Source organism: Legionella drozanskii LLAP-1, from assembly GCF_001467585.1.
GTDB lineage: Bacteria > Pseudomonadota > Gammaproteobacteria > Legionellales > Legionellaceae > Tatlockia > Tatlockia drozanskii.
In genome coordinates this window covers 58,649-75,114 of record NZ_LNXY01000004.1, presented here as the reverse complement: position 1 = coordinate 75,114, position 16,466 = coordinate 58,649, and the positions used below count along the sequence as shown (strand labels likewise).

Sequence of the window (16,466 nt, the reverse complement as noted above, 5' to 3'; positions counted from 1 at the left end):
TACCTCTATTCAACTGTTACAAGTGCCTGACTTTTTATAAAATCTGACAATTTTTCAATGGTGTAGTATTCAAACAAGTCTTCCGTGCGCAGATCACAATTAAATTGCTTACCTACTCTTAAGCTAAGCATCTGCAAATCAACAGAATCAAAACCTATATCTGCAAAACTCAAACTATTATCTAACGAATCAGCATGATTAATAATTTCCCTAATTATCTGGGTGAGCATTTCTTCAATATCAAGTGGTTTGTCTGAACTAAGCTTTTGTTTCAACTGCTCCAAATCACAAGTACTTAATGATAAAATTTCAATTAATTTTTTTCTATCGGCTTTGGCGCTAATGGCTTGTTTTGGGACAGACTCAATGATTTTCATCCGCTTGGGAATCATTATTGGTGACAGTTTTTTCATCGCTTGAGCTTTTATAGCCTCTAACCATGATGTTTGAGCACTTTCCGGTTCATTAGTGGCAAGAACCACATTTAAATCCCCATCAATCATTAAAGCAGCGACATCATTTACACCTTTAAACCTAGAGAATTGATACTCAATTTCTGCTAACTCAACCCTTTGACCATTAATTTTCACTTGATCATCAAGACGACCCAAGCAATAGATCTCCCCTTGTTCATCCACTCGAACGCGATCCCCGGAAAAATACAGACGATGATATAAAGACTCAGGGTTCGGTTCTAAAGGATTAGCAATAAATTTTTCATTGGTTAAAATTTCATCATTCACATATCCATTGGCCAAGGATACCCCACTAATACATAACTGCCCTTCTGCACCAGGAGTAATATCGCGAATCCTTCCTTCATCTGTTTGTATATAGAATTTCATATTATAAATAGCAGGACCTATAGGCAGTGCATCTCTTGTTTCGGGCGCAACGATTTTCCAGCCACTAGCCATAATAGTTGCTTCTGTTGGACCATAAACATTATGAAACTGGGTATTGGGCAATAAAGACATAGCCTTTTGACCCAGAGCTGGTCTAAATACTTCACCACCCACACAGACATGTTTTAAGCTACTGCATTGTGAAAAATTGGGGGTGTCCACCAGTAAAGTAAGCATAGTCGGTACAGTGGTGATATGAGTTGCTTGAAGACGAATGATTGCATCTGTAATTTCTCTACTGTCAAGCTTTCTGGTCCCACCAATCAATGCGATTCTTCCTCCGATCATTAAGGGCGCCATTAATTCATGCATGGATGGATCAAAAGACGGATTGATGGTCTGCAACCAGATGTCTGCTGTACTAAATTGCGTATAATCCATTACCCAGACAAAATGATTGTACGCAGCACTATAAGATACAGCCACGGCTTTAGGACGACCAGTCGAGCCTGAAGTAAAAATGATATACATGGCATCGTGAATCGAAACTGCAAGGTCTGGATTCTTTATTGAATAATGACCATAATCCACTGTTGTTAACTGCACTAATCTTGCGCTTAATTCAGATTCTTTTTGCACCAGTTCTGGACGATTAACCAATATAAATTTGCAACCTATCTTATTGGTCATGTAATTAATCAAATCAGCCGGATAAAACGGATCAATGGGTACATAAGTTGCCCCGGCCTTATTAATGGCAATAAGAGACAATACCCTATCCGGTTCATGATCCGTGCACACGCCAATGGTGTCTCCAGGGCGTATCCCTAAAGTTTCAATTAAATAATGCGCCAATTGATTTGATTTACGATTTAATTCAGCATAAGTCAGACTTTGGTTTTCAGTGAATACTGCTACTGCATCTGCAAAACCACTTACCTGTTGCTCAAATAAATGGTGAGGGACTTTTCCTATATATTCTTGATTCATAAATACTGCCCTAAATGTGAATTAATAATGCTGGCTATGTCCTCTACATTGGGACTATGCAGCATAGTGAAATGATTACCTCTCACTACAGAGCCAGTGGGAATAACTTTGGTATGTTGATCGGTAAAATCGTAGCCGAGTTTCTCGCCAGCATGAATCATATGTGCATTCACACCTGGATGCTCGCGATAAACAAATTTACTAAGTGCACGCAAGCAATGCTTACGTGCTGATAAAATTGCTTCAAGCCGATTTGGCTTTAAACAACGATGCAGTAACTCTAATAAATGAGCCTCGTCACAATGATAGATATCATGCTGCTCTATGATCTGTTGAGGAAATATAGTACTGGCCAATACACGCAGCTCTAAGATTCTTTCTGCGGTATAGTTTCTCATCGCTAATGGTAAATTAGGATCAAGCAGAAAAACCGACACTTGTTTTTGGAGTTGTGCCTGCAATAATGCTGCCATTTCATAGGCGACCAAAGCACCGAAAGAATGACCAGCAAGAATTATAGGTACATCTGGATACTGAGCTGTTAAATGCTTAAGATAAACTGCCGCAAATTCCTCAATAGAGGAACACCCCAAAATGTGATCAGGCTGATAACTAACTGCGATTAGCTGAATCCCCACTAACCTGGCTAATTCATAAAACGAAGCTACACTTCCATCTGCTCCATGAACTACAAGCAACACAGCAGCTGGATGATCAGTTTCTGGTAAAGGAATCATGAAGTCTTCAGTAAAATTAGTAAATAATTTATCCATATTGTTCCTGAGAATTGATAATCAGCTGATGATAAAAGTGAATACTATTCAAAAAATTCTTTGTGGAAATACGCTCATTTATCCCATGATAACCTTTGAAATCATCCATAGTTCCGCGGGTATGTAAAAAGTGATACGTATTATTTGCCAGGTCTGCAAAGTGCCGTCCGTCGGTGCCTCCTATGGTTAGAGCCGGCGCCACAATCACTTCTTCTCCATTAATAGTTCGTATTGTTTTTTCGATGATCTTAAATGAAGCAGAGTCAGTCACAGACATCTTTGGTGCATTAAAGGCGTCCAGAACTTTAATACCAACACCAGAATTTTTTAGTAAGGACTCAACATGAGCCACTACATCTTCGGGAGTATCTCCCGGGTATAGCCGGTAATTAATCACTGCTGTGGCTATTTCAGGAAGGACATTGGTTTTAAATCCAGCATGAAAAAGGGTGGGTGCTGCGGTGGTTCGCATCATCGCATTCATCAAAGGGTTTTTAACCAATTTGGCTGTAACCAGCGGTTTAAACAGCCATAAATTATTGAGAAAAAATCGCTGCATCAATGGCATATAGGCTGCTAATTTCTTAAATAAGGGATACACCAAAGAATCGCTGCGCACGGGCATGTCATGAAGTTTCAGTTTGGCAATAGCCGCACCTAAAATATCAATAGGCGTTGTTTGTGGTGGCTTGGCAGAATGACCACTTTCGCCAGTTACTGTTAACTCCAGATTTAACATACCTTTTTGACCAAGACCAATCAGACAAATAGGCTGATTAATATTAGGCATCATTTTATCCAATATAACGCCTCCCTCATCAATGATGTAGTCCAGTCGAATATGTTCTGACTGCATCCATTGGGCAGCTTTATGGGCAGTAGGTCCCCCAACTTCCTCATCATCACCAAGATAAATATACACCGTTCTTTTGAGTTGGAATGAATCAAGGATCAGCTGGTTCACAACTTCCAATATAGCAACCAAACTGGATTTCATATCTAGGGCACCACGGCCACAAATATAACCATCAGCAACCACGCCTGAAAAAGGTGGATACTGCCATTGCTCATATTCAGCCTCAGGAATGGGCACTACATCTTGATGTGCGATTAACATCATAGGTTCTAGGGCTTCATCGCTTCCCTGCCATTTCAACAAGAGCGCAAATTCGCCGAACTTCTGAACTTCCATCTGTTTGAATACAGCCGGGTAAGTACTGAATAGCAATTCATGCAACTTTATAAAAGCAGCTGGATTGCTTACTTCATTAGCTCGCTCAGAAATCGTCTCACATTGTATCACTTGGCATAAATGATCAATGGATGCTTGTTGTTCTATGCTTATTTTCAATTAATTATCCTTTAGTATTACTAAGAAAAACATTTAAAGCGTCTCTGTTTTCTCGTAATAAAAATGATTGCAATGAGAATCGCCCTTCATTAATGTTTTAGTTCTTGTAAAGCCAATTTTGGGATTAAATCCTTGTACATTATGTAGATCTTTATTACACTCCAACAGGGTCAACCATTCAGCGCCACCGATGACTTTTGATAACTCATGTATTGGACAAGCTGTGCAGTGTAATTGCGTCCCATCAACACGCTTTTCCTTAGTAAATTTAAACCCAAGAGGAATTAAAGGTTCCCAAACCAAGCGAATAAACTGCTCGATAGAATGATCCTGTTCTTGTTTGGCTACTGCACACCAACGAATCTGTTCTTCTTGAGACATCAACTCACTGGTAATTTCAGCAACGCGCAGGCCGTGTTCCTTTTTTAAAGTTTCCAGGAGATTGACTGTAAACTGCATGTTTTTTATGTAGGTATCTACCGCATTTTCTGCTGTTATATCCAACCAGGTTTGGCGCTGATCCTGCGGCACAATACCATTGGAAAGTTCAATAACACTTGGACCAAATTCTTTCTCCATTTGTGCAATTAACTTACCTGTAAACATAATGCTTTGTACTATTCCGTGACTCATAATATTTTTGCCTTAATAAAAAGTAACCATTCACCACATATCATCGTAAGAACACGGCGAACGCTTACATAAAAAATTAACTTCCCTATTCCCCAGCTGGAACCAATGCACCCTTAGCTACCAAATGATTTATATAAATAGTAAATAAATCAGTATCCATCGCACGACAACGAATATCCGTTACTTGTAAACACTCAGCCAATTTTTTACCGCTGTAGCAACGATTAGAAAACAATGGTCGATCATCAAATGTAGGTAGAAGTGGAACTAGTGGATTAGTACTGTCTTTTCTGCTCTCTGCTCTTAAACGAGTACACCACTCATTAAAAGATTCAGTTCGAACGGCATAGCCTACTTCCTGAATCATACGCACAAACTGTACCCAACGTGCAGGAGTCGCATTAACCAGATTGTATTTTTCGCCGATCGCCGTAGGTTGCAAAGACAAGTGCACTAAAGATCTACTTACGTAATCAATGGGAACCACATCCACAAACGCATCGTTATCAGGGGCAAATCCTAATTCAATACACCCTCGAATCATAATACCAACCAGATCCGTTGCAGAGCAGGCTCCCGTGCGACTGTCGCCGGAAATATTTCCAGGCCGATAAACCGTTACAGGAACGCCACGTTTCTGTGCTTCGGCAACCAGCATTTCCGAAACCCACTTGGTTTCATCATAACCAGTATGAAAACCTCGACTGTGTTCCAAGGGCAGGGTTTCATCGGCATGAGGTAAACCTACATAATTCTCAGAATCATAAACTGCAATCGAAGATACATGATGTAGATGTTTTGTTCTTTTGGTGCAGGCAAATTCAATGGCAGTGCGCGTTCCTTGAACATTAATTTTGCGTAAATTTCGGTAAGGATCAATGAAGCTTAATTTAGCGCCGCAATGATAAATAGAATAAATGCATTCTGCCAGTTGCATATACTGTTGCTCTGGCAAACCAAAATTGGGCTGCGACAAATCACCTAGGAGTATGCGTAAACGATCTTTTTTTGCAAATCCATTTAATCCATATCGTTTAAATCCACCTTCAAGTCGGTCAAAGCCTTCTTCAATTGACTCAGCCCGAACCAAGCAATAAATAGTTGCATTGGTTTTTTCTAACAATTCCTGAATTATAAATGTTCCAAGAAATCCTGTGGCACCTGTCACTAGAGTATTTGAAAATGCGGAATCATAATGAAAATCGGTTGGAGGCTGAATGCAGTTATCCAAATGTAAATCCGTAGCTGCCTCATTAGTTCTATTTTCAAGTGCTGCTTTAACTCCCTGCTGCTGAGCAGTCTCAATGAGCTGCACTATTTCTGCAACTGTGGGTGTTGCAAATAATGCATTTAAGGGGATAGACAACTTAAATTCATCCTTAACATAAGCAATTAAATCAACGCCTAGTAAAGAATCGCCACCCAGTTCAAAAAAATTATCCGTTAACTTAATATTAACTACACCTAAGAGCTTTTCAAAAATTGCGGTGATCCTGGCTTGTACAGTACTAAATACCTGGGGTCTTTGCATTAGCTCGCTCACTTGCGGCTCACGTCGTTCTATCCAATAGGGTTTGTGTTCGAAAGGATAAGTTGGCAATGGTATGCGTTGACACTGGTCTTGATCGTATAATTCCAACCAATTGGGTTTATAGCCCGTTAACCAAAGATTCCCCAATTCATGCAATATGGCGACGCGATCTTCAGATGACTTATTCCAATGCGCTTGTTGTTGCTGATCTTTTGATTGATCCACAACAGCGCTATGGACCTGCTGATGGGTGTCACCAAGCAAAAGTTCAACTGCATGATCGGTATCACGGCAGACAAGAAAACAACGATAGGCAAATGCTCGACGCCCTAATGCTAATGTAAAGGCAACATCTTGCAATTCTGGTTTATGCTTGCATAGATAAGTACCCAATCGCTTTTTTGCTTCTTCTAAAGCTTTAAACGACCTTGCAGATAATACAAGCAATTGACATTGCTGCTCATGTTTTTGATTGTTTAATTCCGGTGCTTGTTCCAAAATAACATGGGCATTTGTACCTCCAATTCCAAATGAACTGACACTTGCTCGTCTTGGGCTTCCGGGTTTAAAAGATGCACCTTGACTGACGTAAAAAGGACTATCCACAAAATCAATATGAGGATTCGGTCGCTCAAAATGCAAACTGGGTGGGATGCTGCCCTTCTCTAATGAAAGCGTTGTTTTAATAAGCCCGGCCATTCCAGAAGCTGCATTCAAATGACCAATATTGCTTTTCACAGATCCTAAAGCACAGAAATTTTTCTCATCTGTATACTGTTCAAAAGCTAATTTTAAAGCTTCAACTTCGATAGGATCGCCCAATGAAGTTCCAGTTCCATGTGCCTCAACAAAGGAAATAGTAGCCGCATCAATGCCTGCTAATTCTATTGCGTCTGCAATCGCATCAGCCTGTCCCTGGATACCTGGTGCTGTAAAACCCGTTTTATTGGACCCATCATTATTGATAGCTGAACTACGAATAACAGCATGAATAAAATCTTTATCTTCAATAGCTTGTGCTAATGGTTTGAGCAAAACAGCAGCAACCCCTTGACCAAAGACGGTTCCACGTGCACTGTCATCAAAAACACGACAATGTCCATCAGGGGAAAATATGCCGCCAGGGTGATATAAATAACCCGCCTTATGAGGTACATCGATAGCGGCAGCGCCAGCAATAGCCATTTCACACTCACCAGACATTAAACTCTGGCAAGCAAGATGCAAGGAAACCAAAGAACTCGAACATGCTGTTTGCACAGTAATACTTGGACCACGCAAATTCAATTTGTAGGAGGTTCTGGTACTGATATAGTCTTTTTCATTGGCCATTAATACTTGCATCGCAGTAGAAGATTCATGCAACTCAGGGCAAGACATTAAATTAAATAACAAATAGGTATTTTTACTGGCGCTGGCAAACACTCCTATTCGTCCAGCAAAAACTTCCGGATCATATCCAGCTTGCTCTAAGGCTTCCCAGGCAGACTCTAAAAATAAACGCTGTTGAGGATCAATTAGTTCCGCTTCCCGTGGTGAAATATTAAAAAACCCTGCATCAAAACCAGCTATATCATCAACAATTCCTTTTGCGCCGACATAATCAGGGTTTTTACGTAAGGATTCGGGTACTCCAGCCGCCTCTAATTCTGCATCCGAAAAAAAGCTAATGGACTCAATCCCCTTGTTAATATTCTCCCAAAATTCCTCGATGTTATTCGAACCAGGAAAACGACCTGCCATTCCTACTATTGCGATACCGTACTGGATTAAATGGTCTTCAATATTATTCATCTTCTCTCGCCTAGCCTGAAATAGGTTCAGGTATTTTATTGGTTATTTTCCGTCGATTCTTTTGCTTGTCTAACCAACCACGACGAGCAAAAGCACGTTGACTGGCTTGTTCTGTAATGGATTGCTCATCGTCGGTTTCAAACAAGGCAGCAATTTTGCGAATAGTTGCATGTTCAAATAATTTGACGATGGGTATTTTTCTCTTCAGTAATTCCTGAAGTTGAACATGGACTCTAACCAAGGACAGTGAATGCCCTCCCATATCAAAAAAATTGTCATCAATGCCAACCTTCTCCATGCGTAATACTTCAGTAAAAATACCAGCTATTTTATGCTGCAAATCACTTTCAGGCGGTGAATAGAGTCCACTGTGTTCTAGGTGCATATCTACAGGATCAGGCAAAGCGTTATAATCAATTTTTCCATTCAATGTCATCGGAAATTGTTTCATTTCTACAAAGTTTGAAGGAACCATATAGGCGGGTAATCGCTCCATTAATTTAGATCTTAAGACCGCATTGCTATAAGTGAATTCCGTGCTTTGTAACAAATAGGCAATAATATGATTTTCACCAAAACCATCACCCACTATTTTAACGACCCCCTTGTCTACTCCTTCAATGGCATTGAGAGCCGTTTCAACTTCACCTAATTCAATTCTAAATCCACGGACTTTTACTTGTTGATCTAGCCGAGATAAATATTCTAATACCCCATCAGGACGAAAACACACCAGATCACCGGTTCGATACATTAATGCATCGGCCTCAGCAACGAATGGATCAACACAGAATCGTTCTGCTGTTAATTCGGGTAGATTACGATACCCATTAGCCAGTCCTCGACCGCCAATATAAAGTTCTCCTGCAACGCCTATTGGCACTGGTTGACCAAATTCGTCTAAAACATAGGTATAGGTATTAGCTATTGGCCGGCCAATTGGAATTACATCCTCTGCGGATTTAACCTCCCAAACAGTCGACCAAATAGTTGTTTCTGTAGGACCGTACATATTCCACAAACTACAACCTCGATCTAGTAAATCCTGAGCAAGATCTTGTGGCATTCGTTCACCACCACATAAGGCTCTAAGGCCTGCACGACCTGTCCATCCACTACTTAATAACATTCTCCAGGTCGCGGGCGTTGCCTGCATGGTAGTGATATCAGACTGAGTTAATACCCTCGCTAAATTCACAGCATCCATTGTCAGTTCACGTGATGCCAATACAACTTGAGCGCCCGTTGTCAAAGGTAAATAAATCTCGAGCCCAGCGATATCAAAAGAGATCGTAGTGACGGAGAGTAAAGAGTCCTCTGCAATCCAATTTAAAGTTTGCTTTATTGAGCTTATGAAATTACCCAAGGCACGATGCGGAATTTCTACGCCTTTTGGCGTACCTGTTGAACCTGAGGTATAGATGATGTAAGCCAAGTCCTGCTCAACAAGAGCAACATCAGGAGCAAGATCAGATTGCTCACTAATTAATGGCCAATTGGAATCTATAAATACCTTCTGGAATTGACCTTCAGGTAAATTGTCAGTCAATAAATCTTGAGTGAGCACTAAGGGCGCTTGAGAGTCCTCCAACATATGTGCCAACCGATTTTTTGGATATAATGGATCAAGTGGCACATAAGCACCCCCAGCTTTCAATACACCAAATAAGGCCACAATAAGATCTGATGATCGATCGATACACACACCAACTGGTACATTAGGGCCAACACCCTTACTTCTTAAAAAATGGGCCAAACAATTAGACCGTTGTTCTAACTCTCCATAGGTCAGATGCTTTTCAGCAACTGTAAGTGCAATTTTATTGGGATTAAGCTGTGCTTGCTGAGAAAACCTGTGGTGCACAAATGGATGCTGTTCTGCAACAGGGTCTTGAGTCTTATTCCACTCCTTAATTACTAAATGAGTTTCATTATCTGGCAATAAGGGAATCTGCTGGTAAGGTGCATAAAAATTTGCAGCCATAGAATTAAGCGTATTCAAATAATAATGCTGCAAATTATCAATTTGCTGTTGATCCAAAACGCCAGTATCCACGTCCAGGAAAAACAATAATTCTGAACTGGCTTGCGAGATATCCAAATGAAAATAGGCGGTCAAAGGAAAATAAGTTTGATCTGATGGACTCTTCCATCCTAAAACCGATAAATCAGGTACTTGTTCAAGACTTTTATATACATGGAAATGAATGTAGTTGAAAGCGGTCTCAAACAGTTGCTTACCACCACCGTAAGTTCGCACTAATTCGGCTAATGGGAAACGGCGGTGAGGAAGCATGTCGCGCTCAGAATTGAAGGTATCTTTGACTAACTCTATCCAATCTCTACCCTGTAAATGAACGCTAAAAGGTACGGTATTCAAAAACATGCCAATAATTTTATCCGCATTTAATTCCTCAGGCCTACCGTTAACAAGAAGCCCTGTAGTGACATCAGTGCGACCTGTCAACATCCCAACAACCCTCATGTGCGCCGCTAATAAAACACTTTTAAAAGGCACTTCAGCGGCAGCAGCTAATTGTTGCAAGCCAGAGAGTGTTGCTGAGTCCACCTTCACTGTAAGGCGTATATGCATTCCTGGACCCGATTTTCTATGCGCAGGCCAACGTGGCAATTCTCCCCGACTTGTATCGGCCAATAGTCGTTTCCAATACCTTAAAGAGTCGTCTGAACCTATTGTCTTTTGCTCCAGAGCAACAAAATCACGATAGGTTATATTGGGGGCTGGATCTAGAAGCACTTCCTGTTTCTTTAATAAAGAGCCATAAATAGTGAAAAATTCGGTGATCAGAAGACCCATACTCCAACCATCAAATAATGGGTGACAGAAAGTAAACTGATTCGTGTGTTCACTGCGTTTATGAATGGCCAGACGTAAGAAAGGTGGTTTAGACCAATCAAACTTACGCCATTTTTCCTCTCGCATGAAACGTTCTATTTCATGCTCTTGATCTTCAATTGATAAATGCTGAGTATCAATAATGCGCACTGGAATTTGTGCATTCGGATAAACTAATTGCAGTGGTTCACTGTAGTGCAAATGATCAAACGCAGTACGCAAAAGTGGATGACGCATGGTCATTATGGAAAGTGACTTGTGCAAACAATGTTGATCAAAGCGCAAACCAATATGCATTCCCATTACATAGATTTCATAATCAGGACTGAATTCACTGTGAAATACTAATCCTTCCTGCATCTTGCTTAGAGGATAAGCATCTTCTATATTATCAGGTAAAGCCTTTTCGTCTTCAGGACTGACTAAACTGAAAGCTGTTAATTCTTGGGGCTTGTTTTCAATCGGCTTATTCTTATTAATCAATGCGGCTACTTCAGCAACTGTGGCATTGGAATACAATTGTTGAATGCTTACTTCAAATCCGGAGTCTCTAATTTTAGCTACGGCTCGTAAGCCCATGATAGAGTCGCCACCGAGATCAAAGAAGTTATCGTTAATACCAACCCGATCTACGGTCAATAATTCTTCATACAGTGAGCATAACATCTGTTCTGTTGGCGTCCGTGGAGCACAATAAACTCTATGATCATCCGTGCGCAGAATGGAGTCAGGTTTTGGCAGCGACTTTCGATCTAATTTACCGTTGGACAATCGTGGTAAGAAAGACAGCGGCACATACAGTGAAGGCAACATATGCTCGGGTAAACGCTTACCAAGATAAGCTCTTAATTCAGAAGTAGTTGGTATTTCAGAACCAGGCGCTACAAAATACACTGCCAGACGCGAATTTCCTAAAGCATCTTTAATTGCAACTGCAACCGCCTCAGAAATACCGGGATGAGAACATAGTGCGAGTTCAACTTCTTCTAATTCAATGCGAAATCCCCGTATTTTTACCTGATTATCTATACGGCCAAGATACTCTATAGTTCCGTCAGCTTGATAACGGCAAAGATCGCCGGTTTTATATAATTTGGACTGGGCTGAAAATGGATTATCAACAAAACGTTCGGCAGTAAGTTCGGGGCGATTTAAATAGCCATGAGCCAATCCAACTCCACCAATATATAATTCGCCATGAACCCCTATAGGCACTGGGCGCATGAATTGATCTAATAAATACAACTGCATATTGGCAATGGGTTTGCCAATAAATACTCGTTCAATTTTTTGCTGCCGCGGACAGTGCCAACTGCTTACATCCACTGATGCTTCAGTCGGTCCATACAAATTGTGCAAATCTGCATTTAATCTATCAAGACATAACTGAGCTAAATCAGGATTTAAAGCTTCACCACTACAGAAAATACGTTTTAAAGACGTACATGCGCTGACTTGTTCATTATCAACAAAAGGTTTAAGCATAGAAGGCACAAAGTGAATGGTGCTAATTTGCTGTTGTTGTATTATGGAAGCTAAATAATAAGGATCTTTATGGCCATTGGGTTCGCTTATATATAAAGAAGCACCTGACATAAGGGGCCAAAATAACTCCCAAACTGACACGTCAAACGTATAAGGAGTTTTTTGTAGTACGCGATCTTCCGCACTTAATTCATAAGTTTCTTGCATCCAAATTAGACGATTGCAAATTCCTCGATGCGGCACCATCACCCCTTTAGGTTTTCCGGTAGAACCTGAGGTATAAATGATGTAAGCCGTATGTTCAGGAGCAACCGCTACCTTGGGATTAATTACAGGCATATCAGCGCAATCAGGGATAGATTGTGTGAGGATCACTTTCGGTTGTGCATCTACTAACACCCAATCTCTATGTTGTTTTGGGTATTCGGGATCAAGTGGCAAATAAGCACCGCCAGCTTTAAGTATGGCATAAAGTGCTACCAGCATTTCTATGGAGCGCTGCATTTGTACTACCACAATGCTGCCCTGACCAACACCCAAATCAATCAGATGATGTGCTAATTGATTCACTCGTCTGTTAAACTGTGCATAAGAAAGCATTTCGTTTTTATCTAATACAGCAAGAGCATCAGGGGTCTTTTCAACCTGTTGTTCAAATAAAACATGAAGGGGCTTTTCTAAATCATAAGCAGCGTTTGTCGCATTCCAATCACATAGGATTTGCTGCCTTTCTGCCGTTGATAACAATGAAAATGCTTCTATTGCTTGTTGCGAATTGCTGAGCATCTGCTCCAATATGAATTGAAAATGGTGCTGCATTCGTTGAATGCTTGCTAATTCAAATAAATCAGTACTGTATTCCCAGGAAGAGACAATACTCTCATTCACCACAGCCATACCAACATTCAAATCAAACTGTGCGCCTGTACTCTCAATAGGATAAGGTTCGAGTGTTAATTGTTTATAGTGTAATTGACAACCCGGTTGGCCCAAGGCAAATGCTACTAAATCATTTTCCAGCATTGGATTCAAATAGCTAAACATAGCCTGGAATAAAGGCGTGGTACTAGCATCCCGTTGGATTTTCAAATCTTCAATTATTTTAGTGATTGGGTATTGTTGATTGACTGAAGCTGAAAGAGTTTTCTGTTTGATCTGTTCAATAATATCATCAAAGCTTAATTGCTGAGAAAAATCAGCACGCAAAGGCACTGGATTTACTAAATAAGATACTAACCTGGCAAACTTGGCATCCATACGATTAGCCATTGGCGTGCCAACTATAACATTGGTTTTTCCTGTGTACCGATGTAACAAAATAAAATACACGGAAACCAAAACCACGTAGGGGGTAACTCCTTTGTTAGCAGCGAATTGTTGCATTTTTTGAGTTAAGGCTTGCGGGATAATAAATGAGCTGGTGGAACCTTTATAGCTTTTGATCGCTGGACGATATTTATCGGTTGGAAGCTCAAGCGGTTCATCATGACCATATAATTCTTGTTGCCAATAGCTACGCATCCGCTCAGCCTTTTCAGAGCCTAATAACTGCTCCTCATAGAGAACGTAATCACTAGGATAAACCTGAATAGAAGGCAAAGAGGGATCTTGTCCAGTAATGGCTGCAGAATAAAACTCACACAGTTCAGCTACCATTATTGTCAGTGATGAAAGATCGGAAACAATATGATGCACGCTAAACAGCAACACATGTTCCTGTCCAGTCTTAAAAACTGATAATCTGGCCATTATCCCTGAACTTAAATCAATACATTGATTCGCTTGATACGCAAGTTGCTCTTTAAGCTCTAATTCGGACCAATTACTCGCATCAACAAAAACAAGGTTAATCGGACATTCTTCGATACTAAGCACTGATTGGATGGGCTTATCATCCTGTTCAATAAATCGAGTGCGCAGGGAAACATGTCGCTTAACCAGGTTTTTAAATGCCTGCTCCAAGGCCTGCGGAACGAGAGGACTTTTCACTGTCACAGCCCGCGATATAATATAAGCTGGGCTGTCTGAAATCAGCTTATTCATAAAAAATAGAGAGTACTGACCTTGGGATAATCGATAGTGTTTTTGCTCCCCTGCTTGTGAGTTGGCATTTAGCGTGGGGGCTACTTCCATCTCGTCAGCAATTATCCTTGCTAATCCAATTAAATTAGTATCACTTAAAAGAAGCGCTGGCTCTATTTCAGTCCCTGTAAGTTCTTGTATACCATGTTGAATACGAACCTTTGACAAGCTATCCAACGCAATTAGGTTCAATGGGGCAAGTATATTAATTTGCTCCAGGGGCATAGCCAACTCTTGTGACATCATTTTTTGTAGACTACCTAATATGATAGCGAAACGAGTGTCAGTCGATTGATTTTGAAGAGATATAGCACCAAGTATGGGTTTTGGTTCTTGCTTTTTTGTTACATCGATAAACTGAAACTGCCCCTCATTAAAGAGTCGTTTGCATTCCGCGCGCCGAATCTTTCCACTAGAGGTCAAAGGAATACTATCCCGCTTTATAAAGCGTAATTCTTTGATGCTAAGATCATGTTTTTCAGCCACTTGTTTGTAAATGGCATCTAAAATTTCCACGCCATCCCCAACATCATTTTTTGGCTGAGTTATTAATACCGCCAGATGCTCCTGAGCGCCCTCCTCCAGACTAAATGCAATGGCTCGACTGCGATTTATTGATGGATGACTTTCAATAACTGTCGTTTCGATATCTTCAGGAGAATGATTTTGACCTCTGATGATGATCAAATCTTTTAGACGACCTGTTACATACAACCAGCCATCCTCATCCAAAAAGCCCATATCACCAGTGCGTAAAAAAGCGTCTTCCTGTCCCTTGAGTCGAGCTCCAAACGTAAATTCGGTTGCCTCAACTTTGTTCCAATAACCTTTGCATACTGAAGGACCATTAATCCATATTTCACCTACCGTTCGTGATTCACAAGCCAGTTTGCTTTCGGGATCAACAATAACAACCTTCTGTCCTTCTTGAATACGACCACTACTTACCACAACCATAGCAGCCATAGAAAGTTCTATTTCCTTGACAGCTCCGTCGCATAAGGATTTTCGATCTAAAATTAGTTCTCGATGAATCTCATTTTTATCAGAACTGGCCACCATCAAGGTAGCTTCCGCAAGACCGTAACAAGGATGGAAGGATTTAGCTTTAAATCCATAAGGAGCAAATAAAGTATTAAAACGTTTGAGAGTACTTTCACGCACCATCTCTGCGCCATTATATGCAACTTCCCAACAACTCAAATCCAGTTGTTCGCATTGATGTGCTTTGATGTGCTGATTACACAATTCATAGGCAAAATTAGGACCACCACTAACTACAGATTGTGTAGAAGAAATGAGCTGCAACCAACGTAATGGCTTTCTTACAAAATCAATGGGAGAGAACATATGCAACGGAGTTTGACTGTACATACCGCCAAGAATATTACCAATAAGTCCCATATCATGGTAATGTGGCAGCCAAGATACTACGCCCTGATGAGGAACAAGACCAAAAGACTTTTGAATAATTTTCACATTACTCATGAGATTTTTATGCGTTACCATAACGCCCTTAGGAGAGCCCGTTGAACCTGATGAATATTGAAGAAAGGCAACGGACCGCGGATCAATTTCCTGGTGCTGCCAATCCTCATTATGTCTTAGGTTAATTTCATTGGTAGCAATAAAGGTTACCTGTCGCAAACAAGGAGCAAGTTCAATTAATCTTTGTCTGTCCTGCACTATCGCAGAAGTAGTGAGTATCACTCTCGCATCAGTGTCTTGCACTACTGATACTAAACGGGGAAGAAGTTTTTCAATATTCAGGTTGTGTGAATAAACCGGAACAGCAATCATTTTTGCGTAAAAACAGGCAAATAAAGCACTTATAAAATCAAGACCAGATGGGTAAAGAAGAATGACGCGTGTTTCAGCACCGGCGCATTCTACTAATTGTGTCGCTATACCGATTGAATTATTAGCTAAATTTCTATAGGAAAGAGAAGTATGGGTATCGGTTCCGAGAAATGAGTAAACTATTTGCTCTGGGTTGTTCACGGACCTCTGATTGAGGATATCAACTAAGGTATTAGAGTATTTATTTTCCATATGATCCCTCAACCATTGCTTAATCGGAAAAATCGTAAGTTACACGACTTAGCCGCACATATGCCTTTAATTT

The 16,466-nt window shown here is 40.6% G+C and carries 6 protein-coding genes; all 6 read right to left on the bottom strand.

The annotated features are described in order from the left end of the window. Nucleotides 1-5 precede the first annotated feature (5 nt). The 6 genes from Ldro_RS03025 to Ldro_RS03000 all read right to left on the bottom strand — a co-directional run bounded on the left by Ldro_RS03025 (nt 6) and on the right by Ldro_RS03000 (nt 16,393). Nucleotides 6-1,835, bottom strand: a complete 1,830-nt coding sequence (locus Ldro_RS03025; RefSeq protein ID WP_058494956.1) for a non-ribosomal peptide synthetase — start codon at nt 1,833-1,835, stop codon at nt 6-8. Next, nucleotides 1,832-2,608, bottom strand: coding sequence for a thioesterase domain-containing protein (locus Ldro_RS03020; protein WP_058494955.1), 777 nt, complete (start codon nt 2,606-2,608; stop codon nt 1,832-1,834). The genes Ldro_RS03025 and Ldro_RS03020 overlap by 4 nt, the downstream gene beginning before the upstream one ends. Then, nucleotides 2,601-3,959, bottom strand: a complete 1,359-nt coding sequence (locus tag Ldro_RS03015; RefSeq protein ID WP_058494954.1) for a M20/M25/M40 family metallo-hydrolase — start codon at nt 3,957-3,959, stop codon at nt 2,601-2,603. Before Ldro_RS03015 ends, Ldro_RS03020 begins: the two co-directional genes overlap by 8 nt. Before the next feature lie 33 nt (nt 3,960-3,992). Further along, nucleotides 3,993-4,592, bottom strand: a complete 600-nt coding sequence (locus Ldro_RS03010; RefSeq protein ID WP_058494953.1) for an L-2-amino-thiazoline-4-carboxylic acid hydrolase — start codon at nt 4,590-4,592, stop codon at nt 3,993-3,995. Nucleotides 4,593-4,677: 85 nt separating this feature from the next. Further along, nucleotides 4,678-7,917, bottom strand: a complete 3,240-nt coding sequence (locus Ldro_RS03005; RefSeq protein WP_058494952.1) for a thioester reductase domain-containing protein — start codon at nt 7,915-7,917, stop codon at nt 4,678-4,680. Nucleotides 7,918-7,927: 10 nt separating this feature from the next. Next, nucleotides 7,928-16,393 carry a non-ribosomal peptide synthetase gene (locus Ldro_RS03000; RefSeq protein WP_058494951.1) on the bottom strand — a complete coding sequence of 2,822 codons (8,466 nt, stop codon included), beginning with the start codon at nt 16,391-16,393 and terminating at the stop codon, nt 7,928-7,930. Nucleotides 16,394-16,466 lie beyond the last annotated feature (73 nt).

Coding starts and splice junctions, on each gene's coding strand:
- Ldro_RS03025 (WP_058494956.1), bottom strand. CDS start 1,835: ATGAATCAAGAATATATAGGAAAAGTCCCTCACCATTTATTTGAGCAA.
- Ldro_RS03020 (WP_058494955.1), bottom strand. CDS start 2,608: ATGGATAAATTATTTACTAATTTTACTGAAGACTTCATGATTCCTTTA.
- Ldro_RS03010 (WP_058494953.1), bottom strand. CDS start 4,592: ATGAGTCACGGAATAGTACAAAGCATTATGTTTACAGGTAAGTTAATT.
- Ldro_RS03005 (WP_058494952.1), bottom strand. CDS start 7,917: ATGAATAATATTGAAGACCATTTAATCCAGTACGGTATCGCAATAGTA.
- Ldro_RS03000 (WP_058494951.1), bottom strand. CDS start 16,393: ATGGAAAATAAATACTCTAATACCTTAGTTGATATCCTCAATCAGAGG.